This window comes from Pseudoclavibacter sp. CFCC 14310 (genome assembly GCF_008831165.1).
GTDB lineage: Bacteria > Actinomycetota > Actinomycetes > Actinomycetales > Microbacteriaceae > Pseudoclavibacter_A.
In genome coordinates this window covers 70,597-88,628 of record NZ_WBKC01000003.1, presented here as the reverse complement: position 1 = coordinate 88,628, position 18,032 = coordinate 70,597, and the positions used below count along the sequence as shown (strand labels likewise).

Here is an 18,032-nt window from a genome sequence, read left to right as displayed (position 1 = left end):
AGATGAGCAGCATGAGCGCCGAGACACCCAGCATCTTCAGCAAGATCATCGATCGAGAGATTCCCGCCGACATCGTCGCCGAGACGGACGACCTGATCGCGATCCGCGACATCAACCCACAGGCCGAGCTGCACCTGTTGGTGATTCCCAAGAGCGCCGACTTCCGCGATGTCGTCGAGCTTGCCGAAGAACCCGAGCTGCTCGCCAAAGTGGTGAAGATGGCCGGCGATCTCGCCCGCCAGTACGCCGACGGCGAGTTCCGACTCGTGTTCAACACCGGCGCTGCCGCAGGGCAGTCGGTGTTCCATGTGCACGCCCACGTGCTCGCCGGCCCGACACTCGACGAGGGAAAACTTGCCTGACGCTGCATCAGAATCCACCCGCGGCACCGTACGAGTGCCGCTGAGCACCTCGGCGGTACGCGTACTCGGCGCCGGCGACCTGCACCTGCGTCGCATGGAAGAGCAGTGGCCCGGCCTGCGGTTTCAGGTCGACCGCGACGGCATCGAGATCAGCGGATCGGGTGAACAGCGTGATGCCGCAGCACGACTCATCGAAGGTCTGGACGCCGAGGCGCATCATCGGCAGATCACCGGAGCCGTCGTTGACGCCGTGCTGAGACAGCAGGCGTCGACTGCGCTGGGCTCTGTCATCGTCGGCGAAGGCACGCGAAGCGTTCGCCCCAAGACAGCCGGCCAGCAGCGCTACGTCGAGGCGATTGATGAGAACGTCATCGTCTTCGGCCTGGGCCCCGCCGGCACAGGCAAGACCTACTTGGCGATGGCCAAGGCCGTGCAGGCACTGCAGCGCAATGAGGTGAGCCGGATCGTGCTGACCCGGCCGGCGGTCGAAGCCGGCGAGCGACTGGGGTTTCTGCCCGGCGGGCTGCAAGAGAAGATCGACCCATATCTGCGCCCGCTCTACGACGCTCTGGGCGAGATGATGAGCCCCGAGTCGGTGCAGAAGCTGCTCGAGCTCGGCGTCATCGAGGTCGCACCGCTGGCCTACATGCGCGGCCGCACACTCAACAGTTCGTTCATCATTCTCGACGAGGCCCAGAACACCACGCCCGAGCAGATGAAGATGTTTCTCACACGGCTCGGCTTCGGCTCGCGAATGGTGGTGACCGGTGACTCCAGCCAGGTCGACCTGCCGGTGCGACGCAGCGGGCTGATCGACGCCGAGCGTGTGCTCGGCGACGTCGCCGACATCGAGATGGTGCGTCTGAGCAGCGACGACGTCGTGCGTCACGGCCTGGTCAGCGCGATCATCGAGGCCTATGACGATCGTGCGGCGGCCGCCGAAAGCCGCGGGGCACCCAGCGCGGGCGAGCCAGCCGACGCGCGGGAGCATCCGCATCGCCACACCACACAGCCAACCGCGCCCGACGAGAACGATGGGCGACGAACCACGCCGAGAGCGTCAGAAGGAGCACAGCAATGAGCGTCGAGATTCTCAACGAATCGGGCGTCACGATCGACGAGGGCCGCTTTCAGCGACTCATCACCTATGCGCTCGACGAGCTGCACGTGCACCGTGATGCGGAGCTCTCGCTGATCTTCGTCGAGGTGCCGGCGATGGAGCAGCTGCACATCCGCTGGATGCACGAACCGGGACCGACCGACGTGCTGAGCTTTCCGATGGACGAGCTGCGGCCGGGAACCTCCGATCGCCCCACAGACCCCGGGGTGCTCGGCGACATCGTGGTGTGCCCAGACGTCGCAGCCGAGCAGGCGGTGCGCGCCGGACATCCCGCTGAGCAGGAGATGCTGCTGCTGGTCACGCACGGCCTACTGCATCTGCTCGGCTTCGACCACGCCGAACCCGACGAAGAGAAAGAGATGTTCGCTCTGCAGAACGAGATTCTGATCACCTTTCTGCACAACGAGCGCATCGCGGGACGATGACTCTGTCGCTGATCCTGATCGCCGTGGTGCTGATCGGCGCCGGCGGAGTGTTCGCCGCCGTCGAGGCCGCGATCGTGACACTGCCGGTCGCTGAGATCCGCGAGATCGCCGAAGACCACCCGAAGCAGCGCAATCGTCTGCTGGCCATCGCCGCGCAGCCGCGCGAACATGCCAACACCGCGGCCTTCGAGCGTGTGCTCAGCGAGATGGGCGCTGCGGTGGTCGTGACGATCGCCCTGGTCAACGCCCTGCCGAACATGGTGCTGGCGCTCATTGTCGCGATCGTCGCCATGACGCTGGCGTCGTTCGTGCTGGTGGGCGCGTCGCCGCGCACCTTCGGCATCAACCGGCCAGAGAAGGTGCTGGTTCGCACGGCTCGTCTGATCTCGATCTCGCGTATCGTCATCGGGCCGATCGCGGTGTCGCTCTCGTCATACGGCCGCCGAACGAATCGTGTCGCCGAGGCCGATCAGGACGACGACACGCAGCTCATGCATCTGGTCGACAAGGCCGTCGAGCGCGACGTGCTCGAACAGGGGGAGCGCGAGCTGATCCATCAAGTGGTCGAGTTCGGCGACACGCTCACGCGGTCGATCATGATTCCACGCATCGACATGCGCACGCTGGATACGACGACCACGCTCGACGACGCGATGGACGTCTTTCTCGAGAGCGGCTATTCGAGGCTTCCTCTGCAGGACGAAGAGACCGAAGACGTCGTCGGGGTCGTCTACCTGCGCGACGTTGCGCGCGCGCTCTTCGAACAGGATGCCGCACGCGAGGGTCAGCGCACCGTCGAGTTCCTGGCACGTCGGCCGAACCTCGTGCCCGAGTCGAAGCCGATCGACGATCTGCTGGCTCTGATGCAGCGCACACGTCGGCACATGTGGATCGTCATCGACGAGTACGGCTCGGTGGCGGGGCTGGTCACGCTGGAAGACGTCATTGAAGAGCTGGTCGGCGAGATCAGCGACGAGCACGACCGCAACGCCTCCGAAGTCATCCGTCTGGCACCGCACCGCTACCGTCTCAGCGCGCGACTGGCCTTGGACGAGCTCGGCGACCTCTTCGACGAAGAGCTCGAAGACGATGAGGTCGATACGGTCGGCGGTCTGCTCATCAAGGCACTGGGGCACCTTCCGGCCCTCAACGAGCGCGTCGTGGTGGGTGACCTGTCGCTGACAGCCGCCAGAATCGACCCGCGAAGCCACCGCCTGCTCACCGTCATCGCCGAGCCCGCAGCAGGCGCCACGGCCAGCACGAATCGTCCGCAGACGACCGAGACCACACTCGAGCGCGCCCAGAGTCAGCGCGGCGCCTCCGACACCGAGAGAGACCGATCATGACCGATTCCGCCGAATCACCCGTTCAGCCTGACTCCGAGGTCAGTGCGTCGGCCGTGCCAGAGGCCGCGACCGCATCAGCAGCAGACCGTCATCCCGACTTCCATGCCGGCTTCGTGGCCTTCGTCGGCCGCCCCAACGCGGGCAAGAGCACCCTGATGAACGCGCTCGTCGGCGAGAAGGTCGCCATCACCAGTGCCAAGCCGCAGACGACACGACGGGCGATCCGCGGCATCCTCACTGCCGATGCCGGACAGATCGTCGTCGTCGACACACCTGGTCTGCACCGCCCGCGCACGCTGCTGGGGCAGCGGCTGAACGACATCGTCGAGGCCGAGCTCGACGGCGTCGACGTGGTGTGCGTGTGCCTGCCGGCCGACGAGGCAATTGGCCCGGGCGACCGGCGGATCATTGAGCAGGTCGGGCGACATCCACGTGCCAAACGCGTCGCGCTGCTGACGAAGACCGACCGGGTGCGGCCCGATGACGTGGCCGCCCGGCTGATCGAGATCGATGCGCTGGCCGAGTGGGCGACGCTGATTCCGGTCTCGGCAGTGACCGACGACCAAGTGGATGTCGTGCGCGACGAGCTGATCCGTCTGCTGCCCGCCTCGCAGCAGCTCTACGACGCCGAAACCCACACCGAGGACTCAATCGAGGTGCGCGCCGCAGAGCTCATTCGCGAGGCGATGCTCGAAGACGTGCGCGACGAGCTGCCCCATTCGCTGGCGGTGGTCATCGATGACGTCGAGGCCCCAGAGGCTGAGGGCGGAGTCACCAAGATCTACGCCAGCGTCTTCGTCGAACGGGACTCGCAGAAGGGCATCATCATCGGCAGAGGCGGGCAGCGGCTGAAAGCGTTCGGCACCGCGGCGCGCAAGCAGATCGAACAGCTGATCGGCGGCCGCGTGCATCTCGATCTGCGGGTGAAGGTCGCCAAAGAGTGGCAGACCTCGCCGAAGCTCCTCGATCGCCTCGGATTCTGAGCGCTCGGGGTCTGCTATGCTGATGCGCATGCGTTCGGTGCAGCTTCTTCTTAGCCGCCGCGGCGAGTCTTAGATTCTAAGACCTTCCTCGCCGCGGAGTTTCGTCGTGGTCTTGACACGCAAGTCTCGAGGAAGAGAAGCACAATGGAAAACCGCCAGCAGCCCAGCGGCATGCACACCGACAAGTACGTTCCCTATCACCAGCAGTTCTCCGTCGAACTGCCTGATCGCACCTGGCCCGATCAGCACTTCACGAAGGCCCCGCGCTGGTGCGCAGTCGACCTGCGCGACGGCAACCAGGCTCTGATCGATCCTATGGATCCCCACCGCAAGCGCGTGCTCTTCGATCTGCTGGTCGAGCTCGGGTTCAAAGAGATCGAGGTCGGCTTCCCCTCTGCCAGCCAGACCGACTTCGACTTCGTGCGGTCTCTGATCGAAGACGGAGCGATTCCCGACGACGTGACCATCCAGGTGCTGACGCAGGCACGTGAGCACTTGGTGCACCGCACCTATGAGGCGCTGCAGGGTGCCAAGCGCGCCGTCGTCCACTTCTACAACTCGACCTCCGTGCTGCAGCGCGATGTCGTCTTTCACAAAGACCGCGCCGGAATCATCGACATCGCCGTCTCAGCAGCGCAGCTGTGCAAGCGACTCGAGGGGGACATCCCCGACACCGAGATCACGTACGAGTACTCGCCAGAGTCGTACACCGGCACCGAGCTCGACTTCGCCGCCGAGATCAGCAACCGCGTCATCGAGATCATCGATCCCACTCCTGAGCGCCCGATGATCCTGAACCTGCCCTCAACCGTCGAGATGACCTCGCCGAACGTCTACGCCGACTCGATCGAGTGGATGGGACGCCATATCGACCGCCGTGACTCGGTGCTCATCTCGCTGCACCCGCACAACGACCGCGGCACCGGTGTCGCTGCAGCCGAGCTGGGCTTTCTCGCCGGCGCCGATCGCATCGAAGGCTGCCTGTTCGGCAACGGCGAGCGCACCGGCAACGTCGACCTGGTCACCCTGGCGCTGAACCTGTTCACGCAGGGGGTCGATCCCGAGCTCGACTTCAGCGACATCCCGCGCGTTCGACGCATCGTCGAGTTCTGCAACCAGCTCGATGTGCACGAGCGCACGCCCTATGGCGGCGATCTCGTGTTCACGGCGTTCAGCGGCTCGCATCAGGATGCGATCAAGAAGGGCATGGAACGCATGCAGGCCGACGCCGATCACGTCGGCAAAGACTTCAACGAGATTCCGTGGGCGGTGCCCTATCTGCCGATCGATCCGAAAGACATCGGCCGAGACTACGAGGCGATCATCCGCGTCAACTCGCAGTCGGGCAAGGGCGGCGTCGCCTATCTGCTGAAAGCCGATCACAACCTCGATCTGCCGAAGCGCCTGCAGATGGAGTTCTCGTCGGTCATCCAGCACAAGACCGACTCCGAGGGCGGCGAGGTGAGCAGCCCGCAGATCTGGTCGATCTTCTCGGACGAGTACCTGCCGGCCGACGACCGGGGCAACAAGTGGGGCCACTACGAGCTGCTCGGTCTGAGCACCACCTCTGAGATGACCGGTCAGGTGCACATCGAGGCGAACATCCGCCGCGGCGACGAGCGCAGGCAGGTGGGCTCCACCGGCAACGGCCCGATCGACGCGTTCGTCAACAGCCTGCGCGACGCGGGAGTCGACGTGCAGGTCGAAGACTACGTCGAACACGCGCTGAGCTCGGGCCGTGACGCCGTGGCAGCCGCCTACGTCGACGCCAGCGTCAACGGGGTGCGTCTGTGGGGCGTCGGCATCGACGCAGACAGCTCGACAGCGGCTCTCAAGGCCGTGGTCTCGGCTGTGAACCGCGCGATCCGAGCTGAGACGGCAGACGCAGAGCGCGAGCCGGCCACCGCATCCGCAGGAGCCTGACCCCGCGTGCCCCTGTATCGTGATGAGGCGGTCGTGCTGCACACCCATGACTTGGGCGAGGCAGACCGCATCATCACGATGCTGGCACGCCACCACGGGCGGCTGCGAGCGGTCGCCAAAGGCGTGCGCCGCACCTCGTCGAAGTTCGGCGCACGCCTCGAGCCTTTCAGCGTCGTCGACCTGCAGTGCTTCGAGGGGCGCACTCTCGACACCGTCACCCAGGCCGTGACCTTGGCAAACTTCGGTGCGGCCGTCGCCGGCGACTACACGAAGTACACTGCGGGCACCGTGATGCTCGAAGCCGCCGAACGGCTCAGCGCCGAGACGGCGAACCCGGCGCTCTACCGACTGACCGTCTCGGCACTGCGGTCGCTGGCCCGCGGCGAACACGATCCCGTCTCGACCGCAGACGCCTTTCTGCTGCGTGCGCTGTCGCTCTCTGGGTGGGCGCCGTCGTTCGCCGACTGCGCACGCTGCGGCGCACAGGGGCCCCACCGACTCTTCTCGGCCGTCGCCGGCGGCATGGTCTGCGACACCTGCGCTCCGAGCGGCTCACTCGCCGTCGAACCGCGCACCCTGGAGGTGCTCGCAGGGCTGCTCTCGGGCGTCTGGGAACTGGTCGACGGCGACAGCGACGACGACGCACTCGCGCGATCACGGGCACACGAGGTCACCTCGAAGTACACCCAGTACCACCTGGAGCGTCGTGTGCGTTCCCTGCGTCACCTCGACGGTCAGAGCACGTAGAATCAGAGCGCTATGACATCCTCAGCTGATTCGAAGCCCGCCATGCTGCCGCTGGACTATGCCGGCGGGCAGCCGCCGAAGATCCCCGCGAGGTTTCTGCCGGCGCATGTCGCGATCGTCATGGACGGCAACGGGCGGTGGGCGAACCAGCGCGGTCTCACCCGCACCGAGGGGCACCGGGCCGGCGAAGAGGCGCTGCTCGACGTCGTCGCCGGGGCGATCCAGATGGGGGTGAAACATCTCTCTGTGTATGCCTTCTCGACCGAGAACTGGAAGCGCTCGCCCGACGAGGTGCGCTTTCTGATGGGCTTCAACCGCGATGTGCTGCACCGGCGGCGCGATCAGCTGCACGCCTGGGGTGTGCGCGTGCGCTGGGCTGGCCGGCGCCCGAAGCTCTGGCGCTCGGTCATCAAAGACCTCGAGATCGCCGAAGAGCTGACCCGAGACAACACCGTGATGGATCTGACGATGTGTGTGAACTACGGCGGGCGGGCCGAATTGGTGGATGCCATGCGCGCGATGGCCGAAGAGGTGGCCGCCGGTCGGCTGCGTCCGCGCGGCATCACCGAACGCACCATCGAGCATCACCTGTCGACCTGGCCGGTGCCCGACGTCGATCTCTTTCTGCGACCCTCGGGCGAGCAGCGCACCTCGAACTTTCTGCTCTGGCAGTCGGCCTATGCCGAGTTCGTCTTTCAGGACGTCCTCTGGCCCGACTTTCGGCGGGCGAATCTGTGGGATGCCGTGGTCGAGTACGCGCATCGCGATCGCCGGTTCGGGGGCGCGGTCGATCATCCCACCGAGGCGTCGGGGGAGCGAACGGTCGAGGCTCGCCCGGATTCTGTGCCGGGCGTCTAGACTGGAGAACGGGTGCCTGCGTGCGCCCAAGCCCTTTCGACCGCGGTCGTGTGACGTGCCAGCCATGTCTCGATCTCGGCGACAGTCAATGAATCAGGAGTGCGTGTGTCCAAGTCATCCCGTCTCGATGCGGTCATCTCACTCGCGAAGCGTCGCGGGTTCGTCTTTCCCTCTGGAGACATCTACGGAGGCACGCGTTCCGCATGGGACTACGGCCCTCTCGGCGTCGAGCTCAAAGAGAACATCAAGCGTCGCTGGTGGGACGACTTCGTGCGCGGCCGCTCCGACATGGTCGGTCTCGACTCGTCGATCATTCTGCCGACCAAGGTGTGGCAGGCGTCTGGGCACGTCGAGACCTTCACCGACCCTCTGGTCGAGTCGCTGCACACGCACAAGCGCTATCGTGCCGACCATTTGATCGAGGCCTACACCGCGAAGCACGGTCACCCGCCTGTCAACGGCCTCGCCGACGTGAATGATCCTGAGACGGGTCAGCCAGGCGCATGGACCGAGCCGCAGCAGTTCTCGGGGCTGATGAAGACGTACCTCGGCGCCGTCGACAACGAGCAGGGTCTGCACTATCTGCGCCCCGAGACGGCTCAGGGCATCTTCGTGAACTTCGCCCACGTCGTCACTGCCGCGCGCAAGAAGCCGCCGTTTGGCATCGGCCAGATCGGCAAGGCATTCCGAAACGAGATCACGCCCGGCAACTTCATCTTCCGCACTCGCGAGTTCGAACAGATGGAGATCGAGTACTTCGTCAAGCCAGAAGACGCCGACGAGGCGTTCAAAGCCTGGGTCGAAGACGCCTGGAACTGGTTCGTCGACCTCGGCATCGACCCGGCCAACCTGCGCCGGTTCGACGTGCCAGAAGACGACCGCGCACACTACTCGACCGGGACGATCGACGTCGAGTACAAGTTCGGCTTCGAGGGCGGCGAATGGGGCGAGCTCATGGGCATCGCGAACCGCACTGACTTCGATCTGAAGAACCACACCGAGGCTTCGGGCAACGACCTCAGCTACTTCGACCAGGCCACCGGCGAACGCTTTATCCCGTACGTCATCGAACCGTCGTTCGGACTGACCCGCTCGCTCATGGCGTTCCTGGTCGACAGCTACGACGAAGAAGAGGTGCCGAACGCCAAAGGTGGCACCGACAAGCGCACCGTGCTGCATCTCGACCCGCGTCTCGCGCCCGTCAAGGTGGCCGTGCTGCCGCTCTCGCGCAACGAGAAGCTCTCGCCCGAGGCACGGGGGCTGGCCGAGCGCCTGCGCAAGCACTGGAACGTGCAGTTCGACGACTCCGGCGCGATCGGCCGTCGCTACCGTCGCCAAGACGAGATCGGCACGCCCTTCGCCGTGACCGTCGACTTCGACACCCTCGACGACCATGCCGTGACCGTGCGCGAACGCGACTCGATGACGCAGGAGCGGGTGTCGCTCGACCAGATCGAAGGGTACCTGGCACAGCGGCTGATCGGCGCGTGACCGTGCCCCGCTCTCAGCGCGAGCAGCCGCAGCCACTCGGCTGGCAGCACCAGCCATTGGGCTGGCACTGGGAGTGGGTGCGGCCCGAGCCTCTGCAGTTTCACCGCCTGCAGCTGAGTCTGCCCAACTACCGCTGGTGGCGGCCTCTGCTGACAGTGCTGCTCGCGGTGGTGTACTACCTCGTGCTCTCGGTGCTGCTGTTCGTGGTCTACGGCATCGCGATGTTCGCAAACAGCCGCAGCGGCCTCGCCGGTCTGGAACAGCTCGACACCTCTCGCGTCACCGATCCGATGACGCTGTCGCTGCTGCTCGTCTCGGTGATACTGATGGCGCCGGCCGTGCTGCTGGCCTGCCTGTCGACCGGTCTGCGACCGTGGCGGCATATGCTCTCGGTCACCTCACGCATCCGCTGGCGGTGGATGCTCTGGTGCGTCATGCCTGCCGTCGTCACGTTCGTGGGCACACAGGTGCTGGTCTCTGTGCTCACGATCATCGCGTCGCTCACGACGGGCGGCATCTCAGACCATGAGGCGAGCGCGCTGTCGAGCACACATGGGTGGGTCGGGTGGCCGACCTACGCCGTGCTGCTCGGCATGATCATCGTGCTCGTGCCGCTGCAGGCGGCCACCGAGGAGATCGTCTTTCGAGGGCTCATTCTGCAGACCGTCGGCGGCTGGGTGCGTCGGCCGTGGGTGGCGGCCATTCCCAGTGTGCTGCTGTTCACGGCAGGCCACGGCTATGGTTTCTGGGGGCAGCTGAGCATCGTCGTGTTCGCCGTCACAACGGTCTGGCTCACGATTCGCACTGGCGGGCTCGAAGCCTCGATCGCGCTGCACGTGGTTAACAACGTGCTGCTGTTCGTGGTGCAGGCCACCGGCATCACAGGTGACGACACGCTTGAGGGCTCTGCTGACACGCCGATCGTGCTGTTCCAAGAAGTGATCCTCTGCGGCTCGTTTCTCTGCTGGGTGCTCATCGCGGCGCGTCGTCGTCGCATTGACAACAGGTTTCATCCTGCGCCGCACCCGGTGCCCGTGTGGCACGGAGCGCAGCCGACGTTCGCCGCGCAGCCGCCGTTCGCAGCGCAGCCGCCGTTCGCAGCGCAGCCGCCGTTCGCAGCGCAGCCGCCGTTCGCAGCGCAGCCGCCGTTCGCAGCGCAGCCGACCGATGACACCGTCTCTATCCGAACCCTTCAGCCGTCGACCGACGGCGATGACGAACAGCATCCCCCGATGCAGAGAACACAGAAGTAGCGCATGACAGAACATCTCACCGCTTCGGCCGATGCCCGACCTGCGACGCAGACGCGCGCAGAACGACGGAACGACGCCGCATCCGCACCAGCAGACGTGCCTTCGGCCACTCGGGGCCTGCAGATCGGCCGCCTGCACGTCGACACCCCGGTCGAGCTCGCACCGATGGCAGGCATCACGAACCGGGCGTTTCGGCATCTTGCCCGCGACTATGGCGGCGGCATCTATGTCTGCGAGATGATCACGACGCGTGCCCTCGTCGAGCGCAACGCCGAGACGATGCGCCTGATCACGTTCGACGACGATGAGTCGCCGCGGTCGGTGCAGCTCTACGGCGTCGATCCGAAGACCGTGGGCGAGGCGGTGCGCATGATCGTGGCCGAAGACCTCGCCGATCACATCGATCTCAACTTCGGCTGCCCAGTGCCAAAGGTGACCCGCAAAGGCGGGGGAGCGGCTCTGCCCTGGAAGCACGACCTCTTCGCCTCGATCGTGCAGACCGCGGTGCGCAGTGCGGGCGATCTGCCGGTGACGGTCAAGATGCGCAAAGGCATCGACAACGATCACATGACTTTCGAGTGGGCCGCGAAGGCAGCCCGTGACGCCGGTGTCGCAGCGGTGGCGCTGCACGGGCGCACGGCGGCCGAGCACTACTCGGGGCATGCCGACTGGTCGGCGATAGCCCGCCTGCGCGAGATGCTTCCCGACGTGACGGTTCTGGGCAACGGCGATATTTGGTCGGCCGAGGATGCGATCCGCATGGTGCGTGAGACCGGCGTCGACGGCGTGGTCGTCGGTCGCGGCTGCCTGGGGCGACCATGGCTGTTCCAAGACCTGGAGCGGGCGTTCGCCGCGTATGCCGCCGACCCGACGAGGCCGAGCTACGAGTATCAGCCCGCGCAGCCGAATCTGCGAGAGGTCGGGCAGGCTCTGCTGCGGCATGCGCGTCTGCTGGGCGATTTCTTCGACGACGAGATGCACGCCTGCCGCGACATCCGCAAGCACGTCGCCTGGTACTTCAAGGGGTATCCGGTCGGCGGCGAGCTGCGCCAGCGCATGGCCCTGGTCGAGACGTTCGGCGAGCTCGAAGACCTGGTGGGGCAGCTCGACGCAAGCGTGCGCTACCCGGGCAAAGACGCCGAGGGGCCGCGTGGTCGCGCCGGTCGCCCGAAGCGTCCGCACCTGCCCGAGCACTGGCTTGAGTCGAACCTGCTCGACGCCGAGCAGTCGTCCTGCCTGCTCGAGGCCGAACTCGACGTGAGCGGCGGCTGATCGCATGAGCGAAAGTGAGACCGGGGCGCGCGACAGTCGCGCGGCTGCCACGGTGGCGGTCACGTCGTCGGGGCGCTTGAAGCGGGCGAAGTACTCCAAAGCCGACCGGGAGCGCTGGTACCCAGAGACCCACACGAACCGCCGCGGCGACTTCGAACGCGATCGAGGTCGAATGATCCATTCCTCGGCTCTGCGCCGGCTGTCGGCCAAAACCGGTGTGTTCTCGCCGACCGCAGGCCTCGACTTCGTGCGCAACCGACTGACGCACTCGCTCGAGGTCGCCCAGGTGGGTCGCGAACTCGGCAAGTCGCTCGGGCTGAACCCCAATCTGGTCGACAGCGCCTGCCTCGCCCACGACTTCGGACACCCGCCGTTCGGACACAACGGTGAGATGGCCCTGGCCGAGTGGTCAGTGCGCTTCGGAGGCTTCGAGGGCAACGCGCAGACGCTGCGGCTGCTCACCCGCCTTGAGACAAAGCGCATGGTCGACGGAGTCAGCTACGGGCTCAACCTGACGCGTGCCACGCTTGACGCCACCGCGAAGTATCCCTGGGGCGTCGAAGAGGGTGTGCGCCGCGCCGACGAGACCGGGGGCCCGCTGAAGTACGGCGTCTACGCCGACGATCTGCCGGTCTTCGAATGGCTGCGAGCCGGGGCGCCCGCAGGGCGGCGGTGCATCGAGGCGCAGGTCATGGATCTCAGCGACGACATCGCCTACTCGGTGCATGACTTCGAAGACGGCATCGTCGAGCGCTATGTCGACCCTGAGATCATCAACGACCCGCAGCATCTCGACGAAGTGCTGCGCGGAGCGATGATCTGGACGGGCACACGGCACTCGCCAGACGAGCTGGCCGCTGCGCTGCATCGTCTGCAGCGGCTGCCGCTCTGGCTCTGGAACTGGAGTGAGAGCCGCGAGCATCTCGCCCAGCTCAAAGATCTCACCAGCGAGCTGATCGGCCGGTTCTGCCGATCAGTCACTGAGGCCACCCGTGCCGCACATCCAGTCGGCAGCCTGATCCGCTACCGCGCCGACGTCGAGCTCCCGGCCGCGACCTCAGCCGAGATCACCCTGCTGAAAGGCATCGTGGGCATGTTCATCATGGCCTCCGACAGCCTGCAGCCGTATTACGAGCGGCAGCGTTCGATGCTGGCGGCGCTGCTCGACGCGCTGTGGTCGACTGGGGACGCACATCTCGAGCCCGCCTTCCGCGAGCTGTGGCGAGCGGCACCCGACGACGACGGGCGTCGGCGTGTCGTCGTCGATCAGGTGGCGATGCTGACCGATCTTTCGGCCGAGCACTGGTACGCACGTTTCGTCGAGGGATAGCCGCGCCTCGTCGACGCACCAGCGAGGAAGGTCGCGTCGAGCCACACGGGGCGGATCAGCGCCGAGGATCTAGACTGGTGGGCATGGCCGGACGGATTGCACGACGCGACATCGACGAGATTCGCTCGCGCATCGACATCTCTGAGGTCATCGGCCAGTATGTGACGCTGAAGTCGGCCGGCATCGGCTCTCTGAAGGGTCTCTGCCCGTTTCACGACGAGCGTTCGCCCTCATTCCACGTGCGCCCCCAGCTCGGCTACTACCACTGCTTCGGATGCGGCGAAGGCGGCGACGTCTTCACGTTTCTGCAGAAGATGGATCACGTCACCTTCACCGAGGCGGTCGAGCAGCTCGCCGATCGGCTGGGCTACGAGCTGCACTACGAAGATGGCGGCCCCGATCTGCAGGCTCGCGGCCGTCGTGCCCGCATTCTCGAGGCCAACGAGGCTGCGCGCAGCTGGTTCGCCCAACAGCTGAACAGCCCCGAGGCGAAGGTCGCCCGCGCCGAGCTGCTGCGCCGTGACTTTGACTCCCACGCAGCCCACGAGTTTCACATGGGCTATGCGCCCAAAGGCTGGAACGGCCTGCGCGACCACCTGCAGCAGCGCGGATTCACCAATGACGAGCTGATCGCCGCCGGGCTCGTCTCGCAGGGCCAGCGCGGCGTCTACGATCGGTTTCGTGGTCGACTGATGTGGCCGATCATCGACCTCACCGGCCGCACGATCGGGTTCGGTGCCCGCAGACTCTATGACGACGATCAAGGGCCGAAATACCTCAACACACCCGAGACCGACGTCTATCACAAGGCAAAGGTGCTCTACGGTCTCGACCTCGCCAAACGCGCCATCGCGAAGAAGCGTCAGGTGGTCGTGGTCGAGGGATACACCGACGTGATGGCCTGCCACCTGGCCGGCGTCGACACCGCCGTCGCCACCTGCGGCACCGCCTTCGGCCCGGGGCACATCGAGGTCATCCGACGGGTGCTTGCCGACGATGCCTCCAAGCCGGCCGAGGTGATCTTCACCTTCGACCCCGATGAGGCGGGGCAGAAGGCCGCTCTGCGCGCGTTCGCCGAAGAGCAGCGCTTCGTCGCGCAGACCTACGTGGCCATCGCACCCGACGGCCTTGACCCCTCAGATCTGCGCATGAGCCGGGGCGATCAGGCCGTGCGAAGCATGATCACGGCGAAGACCCCGCTTTTCGAGTTCGCCATGCGCCAGGTGATCAAGCGTTTCGATCTGAACACTGTCGAAGGCCAGGTGCAGGCGCTGCAGCAGGCCGCTCCGATTGTCGCCAGTCTGCGCAACCGGGCGCTGCAGCCCGGCTATGCCCGCGTGCTCGCCGGATTGGTCGGGGCAGACCCCGACGAGGCTCTGCGCGCGGTGCGAGCCGCAGAACGCGATCGGTCGCGGCGTTCGACGGCTTCGCCTGACGTGCCTGACGCGCCTGCGGTGAGCGCGCAGCAGGTGGGGTCGGGCTTCGTCAGAGCCGGTGACGCCGAGCAGCGGGCGGATGCCGTGAGCGCGCCCGCTCCCGCTGTGCCGGTGCACCGAGCCGATCTGCCGATGGGCTCGCAGCATGCCAGACGCGAGGTGCAGCTCGCCGAGGCTCTTCTGCAGGTGCCCGAGCTGTGCCCGCCCGATCTGCGCAGCCGAGTCGAACAGCTGCCGGTCAACGAACCCCGCTTGCGTCAGCTGCTCGAAGTGCTGTTCTCGGTGCCGAACTACGCCGAGCAGAAGAACCGCGTCGAGACGGTCGGCGAGCGCGTCGCGCCCGAGCTGCAGTCGCTGGTCGGCGAACTGGCGATGACCCAGCTGCCGGTGAGCACCGGTGCCGAGGCGGCCGCCTATGCACGCGAGGTGCTGACCCGGTACCTGCTTGACCGACTCGACCAGCGCATCCGCGAACTGCTCGGTAGACTCTCGCGAGGAGCGGCCGTCGCTCCGCCAGACCAGGTGCGCAACGTGCAGCGTATGCTCGTCGACCTTGAGCAGGAGCGCAGAGACCTGCAGGAGTCGATCGCCTGAGTCTGTGACACACGCGATTCAGTCATCACACAAAGGAGTTCCCATGACGATCACCGTTCTTCCCGAGGCTCAGGCCCCGTTCGTCAAGGCCGTCGCCGCAGGCGGCGTCGAGGCGCAGCCGCTCAGCGCCGAGACCGAGGGTGTGGTCTGGCTCGATCCGAAGGGCGTCTCGCAGCTCGCTGAGGTGCTCGACGCCAACCCTCAGGTTCGCTGGGTGCAGTTGCCCTTCGCCGGCGTCGACGCGTTCACCGACGTCTTCACGAGTCACAGCTCGATCACGTTCACCTCTGCCAAGGGAGCCTACGACGAGCCGGTCGCCGAGCACGCTCTGGCTCTCACTCTCGCTGCGCTGCGTGACTTCGGCCCCTACTCACGGCGCACTAGCTGGAGCGCTCAGGCCGGCCGCTCTCTCTACGACCTGCGGGTGGCAGTCGTGGGCGCCGGCGGCATCGGTCGTGAGATTGTGCGTCTGCTGCAGCCGTTCCGCGCGAAGATCACGGTCGTGCGACGTCGTCAGCAGCCTGTCGAAGGAGCTGAGCGCGTCGTCGACGACCAGACATTCCGCAGTCTGGTGGCAGAGTTCGATGTGATCATCCTCGCTGCGGCACTGACGGCCGGCACGAAGCACCTGCTCGGGGCCGAAGAGTTCAAGGCGCTGCCGAACGACGCGGTCGTCGTGAACATCGCCCGCGGCCCACAGATCGACACGGATGCGCTGGCCGAGGCCATCACCCAGGGCGAGATCGCGGGCGCAGGCGTCGACGTGACCGACCCCGAGCCTCTGCCCGACGGTCACCCGCTGTGGACGGCGGGCAACGTGATCATCACACCGCACACGGCGAACACCTGGGCGATGGCGCAGAAGCCGCTGTCAGCTCGAATCAGCCACAACGTGCGCGCATTCCTCGGCGAGAGCGACGGCGGCAGCGCCGTCGAGTTCGCCGGTGTGGTCGACAAACAGGCCGGCTACTGAACCACGACGAGAAGAGATCAGCAAGACAATGACGAAGCGTCGATTCCCAGATCCCAAAGAGTTCAGCCAGTTTCTGCGGCTGAAGCCGTTCGAGCCCAATGGTAAGAAGCGCCGACTCGACAAGGCTGCCGACCTCTGGGACATCCGGCGCATCGCGAAACGTCGCACACCGAAAGTGGCCTTCGACTACACCGACGGTGCGGCCGAGAGCGAGATCAGCCTGCGGCGGGCACGCCAGGCCTACCGCGACATCGTCTTTCACCCCTCGGTGCTGCGTGACATCGCAGAGATCGACACCAGCACCGAGGTGCTCGGCGCCAGTGCCGCCATGCCTCTCGGCATCTGCCCAACCGGCTTCGTGCGCATGATGAATCACGAGGGCGAGGTCGCTGCCGGGCAGGCGGCACGTGACGCGGGCGTTCCGTTCAGCCTCTCGTGCATGGGCACCACCTCGATCGACACACTCGCCCAGAGCACGCCAGGCGGTCGCAACTGGTTCCAGCTCTACCTCTGGAAAGAGCGCGACCGGTCGCTGAAGCTGATCGAGCAGGCGCAGCAGGCAGGCGTTGACACGCTGATCGTGACGGTCGACACCGCTGTGGCCGGCGCCCGCCTTCGCGATGTGCGCAATGGCATGACCATTCCGCCGAGGCTCACCGGCAAGACGTTCATGAACGGTGCCGTTCGCCCATGGTGGTGGTTCAACTTCTTGACGACCGAGCCGCTCAGATTCGCGGCGCTGGATTCGTGGCAGGGCACGGTCGGCGAGCTGGCCAACCAGATGTTCGACCCGACGGTCTCGTTCGACGACGTCGACTGGCTTCGCGAGCAGTGGAAGGGCAACCTGGTCGTCAAAGGCATTCAGAACGTGGATGACGCCAAGCGGGTGCGCGACCACGGTGCCGACGGCGTCTGGCTGTCGAACCACGGCGGGCGACAGCTCGACCGAGCTCCGGTGCCGCTGCACCTGCTGCCAGAAGTGCGTGCCCAGCTGGGCGATGACTACACCATTCTCATCGACACCGGCATCATGAACGGTGCCGACATCGTCGCCGCCGTTGCCAATGGTGCCGACATGGCGATGATTGGGCGCGCCTACCTCTACGGGCTGATGGCTGCGGGCAAAGAAGGCGTCGCCAAGGTGCTTGAGCTGCTGCGAGGCGAGTACACGCGCACACTGCAGCTGCTCGGCGTCAACAGCACGGCTGATCTGACCCCTGATCACGTCGAGCTGCTGCAGCGGCTGACCCCGTTGGCACGGCCTCATGCTGCTGCAGGGCAGCTGTCGACCGCTCACTCAGGCCGGAAGACACGACACAGCTGAGGCAGCGGTCGTCATGCAGACGTATATGCTGAGGTCTTCTCGGGCAGGGTGCCATATGATGCTGCCATGAGCACACTGAGACTTGAAGAACTGAACGCGAAATACATCATCGCTGCCAACGCGCTCTCGCTGAAGCCAGGCCAGGCGCAGTACATCGCTCCCGTCTCGTACTCAGCTGCGGTCTCGGTGGTGAACCCCGACACCGCGTGGCAGCGCGTTGTGGTCGATGACGAGACCGACGAGGTCGTCGGTTTCATCCACGGCAGCTTCGACCCGCACGCTGATCGCGACGAGTTCAGCGCGGCTCTCTGGCGCATCCACGTAGACGCCCGGGGGCAGGGAAGGGGCATCGGGCGGTTCGCCGTCGAGGCACTGGCCGACGAGGCTCGGACACGCGGCTTTGGGGCGCTCTATGTGATCTACGAACCCGGGGAAGACGGCCCCGGACCATTCTTCGAGCACGTCGGTTTCATGACCGTCGGCGAGACCCCTTATGGCGAGTCTGTGGGGCGCATGTCGCTGTGACACCCCGCTCAGCCTGAGCAATCACAGGTGGGTGCCACGTCAGACGATGATTATGCGATACACTGTGCAA

Annotated in this window: 16 protein-coding genes; all 16 read left to right on the top strand. The window is 65.9% G+C overall.

Annotation, left to right across the window (positions count from 1 at the left end):
- Positions 1-11 precede the first annotated feature (11 nt).
- Positions 12-362, top strand: a complete 351-nt coding sequence (locus F8O06_RS07855) for an HIT domain-containing protein (RefSeq protein WP_158037734.1) — start codon at positions 12-14, stop codon at positions 360-362.
- A complete protein-coding gene (locus tag F8O06_RS07850; protein WP_158037735.1) occupies positions 307-1,443 on the top strand; it encodes a PhoH family protein in 1,137 nt (378 codons plus the stop codon). The genes F8O06_RS07855 and F8O06_RS07850 overlap by 56 nt, the downstream gene beginning before the upstream one ends.
- Entirely contained in the window at positions 1,440-1,907 is a 468-nt protein-coding gene (gene ybeY, locus F8O06_RS07845) for an rRNA maturation RNase YbeY (RefSeq protein ID WP_158037736.1), read from the top strand. Before F8O06_RS07850 ends, ybeY begins: the two co-directional genes overlap by 4 nt.
- Complete coding sequence (locus F8O06_RS07840; protein ID WP_158031233.1) at positions 1,904-3,253, top strand: hemolysin family protein; 1,350 nt, start codon at positions 1,904-1,906, stop codon at positions 3,251-3,253. Before ybeY ends, F8O06_RS07840 begins: the two co-directional genes overlap by 4 nt.
- A complete protein-coding gene (gene era, locus F8O06_RS07835) occupies positions 3,250-4,236 on the top strand; it encodes a GTPase Era (protein WP_158037737.1) in 987 nt (328 codons plus the stop codon). Before F8O06_RS07840 ends, era begins: the two co-directional genes overlap by 4 nt.
- A 144-nt stretch (positions 4,237-4,380) precedes the next feature.
- Complete coding sequence (leuA, locus tag F8O06_RS07830; protein ID WP_158037738.1) at positions 4,381-6,159, top strand: 2-isopropylmalate synthase; 1,779 nt, start codon at positions 4,381-4,383, stop codon at positions 6,157-6,159.
- A gap of 6 nt (positions 6,160-6,165) precedes the next feature.
- Positions 6,166-6,906: a DNA repair protein RecO gene (gene recO, locus F8O06_RS07825; protein ID WP_158037739.1), complete on the top strand. Its 741-nt coding sequence runs from the start codon at positions 6,166-6,168 to the stop codon at positions 6,904-6,906.
- 12 nt (positions 6,907-6,918) lie between these two features.
- Complete coding sequence (locus F8O06_RS07820) at positions 6,919-7,764, top strand: isoprenyl transferase (RefSeq protein WP_158037740.1); 846 nt, start codon at positions 6,919-6,921, stop codon at positions 7,762-7,764.
- Positions 7,765-7,869: 105 nt separating this feature from the next.
- Positions 7,870-9,255, top strand: a complete 1,386-nt coding sequence (locus F8O06_RS07815; protein ID WP_158037741.1) for a glycine--tRNA ligase — start codon at positions 7,870-7,872, stop codon at positions 9,253-9,255.
- Positions 9,252-10,508, top strand: coding sequence for a CPBP family intramembrane glutamic endopeptidase (locus F8O06_RS07810; RefSeq protein ID WP_158037742.1), 1,257 nt, complete (start codon positions 9,252-9,254; stop codon positions 10,506-10,508). Before F8O06_RS07815 ends, F8O06_RS07810 begins: the two co-directional genes overlap by 4 nt.
- A gap of 3 nt (positions 10,509-10,511) precedes the next feature.
- The gene (gene dusB, locus F8O06_RS07805; RefSeq protein WP_158037743.1) at positions 10,512-11,780 is read left to right on the top strand and encodes a tRNA dihydrouridine synthase DusB; all 1,269 of its coding nucleotides are present in this window, start codon (positions 10,512-10,514) and stop codon (positions 11,778-11,780) included.
- Between the two features lie 4 nt (positions 11,781-11,784).
- Positions 11,785-13,110: a deoxyguanosinetriphosphate triphosphohydrolase gene (locus tag F8O06_RS07800; protein WP_158037744.1), complete on the top strand. Its 1,326-nt coding sequence runs from the start codon at positions 11,785-11,787 to the stop codon at positions 13,108-13,110.
- A gap of 83 nt (positions 13,111-13,193) precedes the next feature.
- Positions 13,194-15,140: a DNA primase gene (gene dnaG, locus F8O06_RS07795; protein ID WP_158037745.1), complete on the top strand. Its 1,947-nt coding sequence runs from the start codon at positions 13,194-13,196 to the stop codon at positions 15,138-15,140.
- Positions 15,141-15,183: 43 nt separating this feature from the next.
- Positions 15,184-16,113, top strand: a complete 930-nt coding sequence (locus F8O06_RS07790) for an NAD(P)-dependent oxidoreductase (protein ID WP_158037746.1) — start codon at positions 15,184-15,186, stop codon at positions 16,111-16,113.
- A 28-nt stretch (positions 16,114-16,141) separates the two neighbouring features.
- On the top strand, positions 16,142-17,437 hold the full coding sequence (locus tag F8O06_RS07785; RefSeq protein WP_158037747.1) for an alpha-hydroxy acid oxidase: 1,296 nt from the start codon (positions 16,142-16,144) through the stop codon (positions 17,435-17,437).
- A 66-nt stretch (positions 17,438-17,503) separates the two neighbouring features.
- A complete protein-coding gene (locus F8O06_RS07780) occupies positions 17,504-17,962 on the top strand; it encodes a GNAT family N-acetyltransferase (RefSeq protein ID WP_158037748.1) in 459 nt (152 codons plus the stop codon).
- Positions 17,963-18,032: the final 70 nt, after the last annotated feature.

Bases quoted from the DNA above. Each gene is read 5' to 3' on its own strand.
- leuA (WP_158037738.1), top strand. From the start codon at position 4,381: ATGGAAAACCGCCAGCAGCCCAGCGGCATGCACACCGACAAGTACGTT.
- F8O06_RS07800 (WP_158037744.1), top strand. From the start codon at position 11,785: ATGAGCGAAAGTGAGACCGGGGCGCGCGACAGTCGCGCGGCTGCCACG.
- F8O06_RS07785 (WP_158037747.1), top strand. From the start codon at position 16,142: ATGACGAAGCGTCGATTCCCAGATCCCAAAGAGTTCAGCCAGTTTCTG.
- F8O06_RS07855 (WP_158037734.1), top strand. From the start codon at position 12: ATGAGCGCCGAGACACCCAGCATCTTCAGCAAGATCATCGATCGAGAG.
- era (WP_158037737.1), top strand. From the start codon at position 3,250: ATGACCGATTCCGCCGAATCACCCGTTCAGCCTGACTCCGAGGTCAGT.
- F8O06_RS07790 (WP_158037746.1), top strand. From the start codon at position 15,184: ATGACGATCACCGTTCTTCCCGAGGCTCAGGCCCCGTTCGTCAAGGCC.
- F8O06_RS07850 (WP_158037735.1), top strand. From the start codon at position 307: ATGTGCACGCCCACGTGCTCGCCGGCCCGACACTCGACGAGGGAAAAC.
- F8O06_RS07840 (WP_158031233.1), top strand. From the start codon at position 1,904: ATGACTCTGTCGCTGATCCTGATCGCCGTGGTGCTGATCGGCGCCGGC.
- ybeY (WP_158037736.1), top strand. From the start codon at position 1,440: ATGAGCGTCGAGATTCTCAACGAATCGGGCGTCACGATCGACGAGGGC.
- F8O06_RS07820 (WP_158037740.1), top strand. From the start codon at position 6,919: ATGACATCCTCAGCTGATTCGAAGCCCGCCATGCTGCCGCTGGACTAT.
- dnaG (WP_158037745.1), top strand. From the start codon at position 13,194: ATGGCCGGACGGATTGCACGACGCGACATCGACGAGATTCGCTCGCGC.
- dusB (WP_158037743.1), top strand. From the start codon at position 10,512: ATGACAGAACATCTCACCGCTTCGGCCGATGCCCGACCTGCGACGCAG.
- F8O06_RS07780 (WP_158037748.1), top strand. From the start codon at position 17,504: ATGAGCACACTGAGACTTGAAGAACTGAACGCGAAATACATCATCGCT.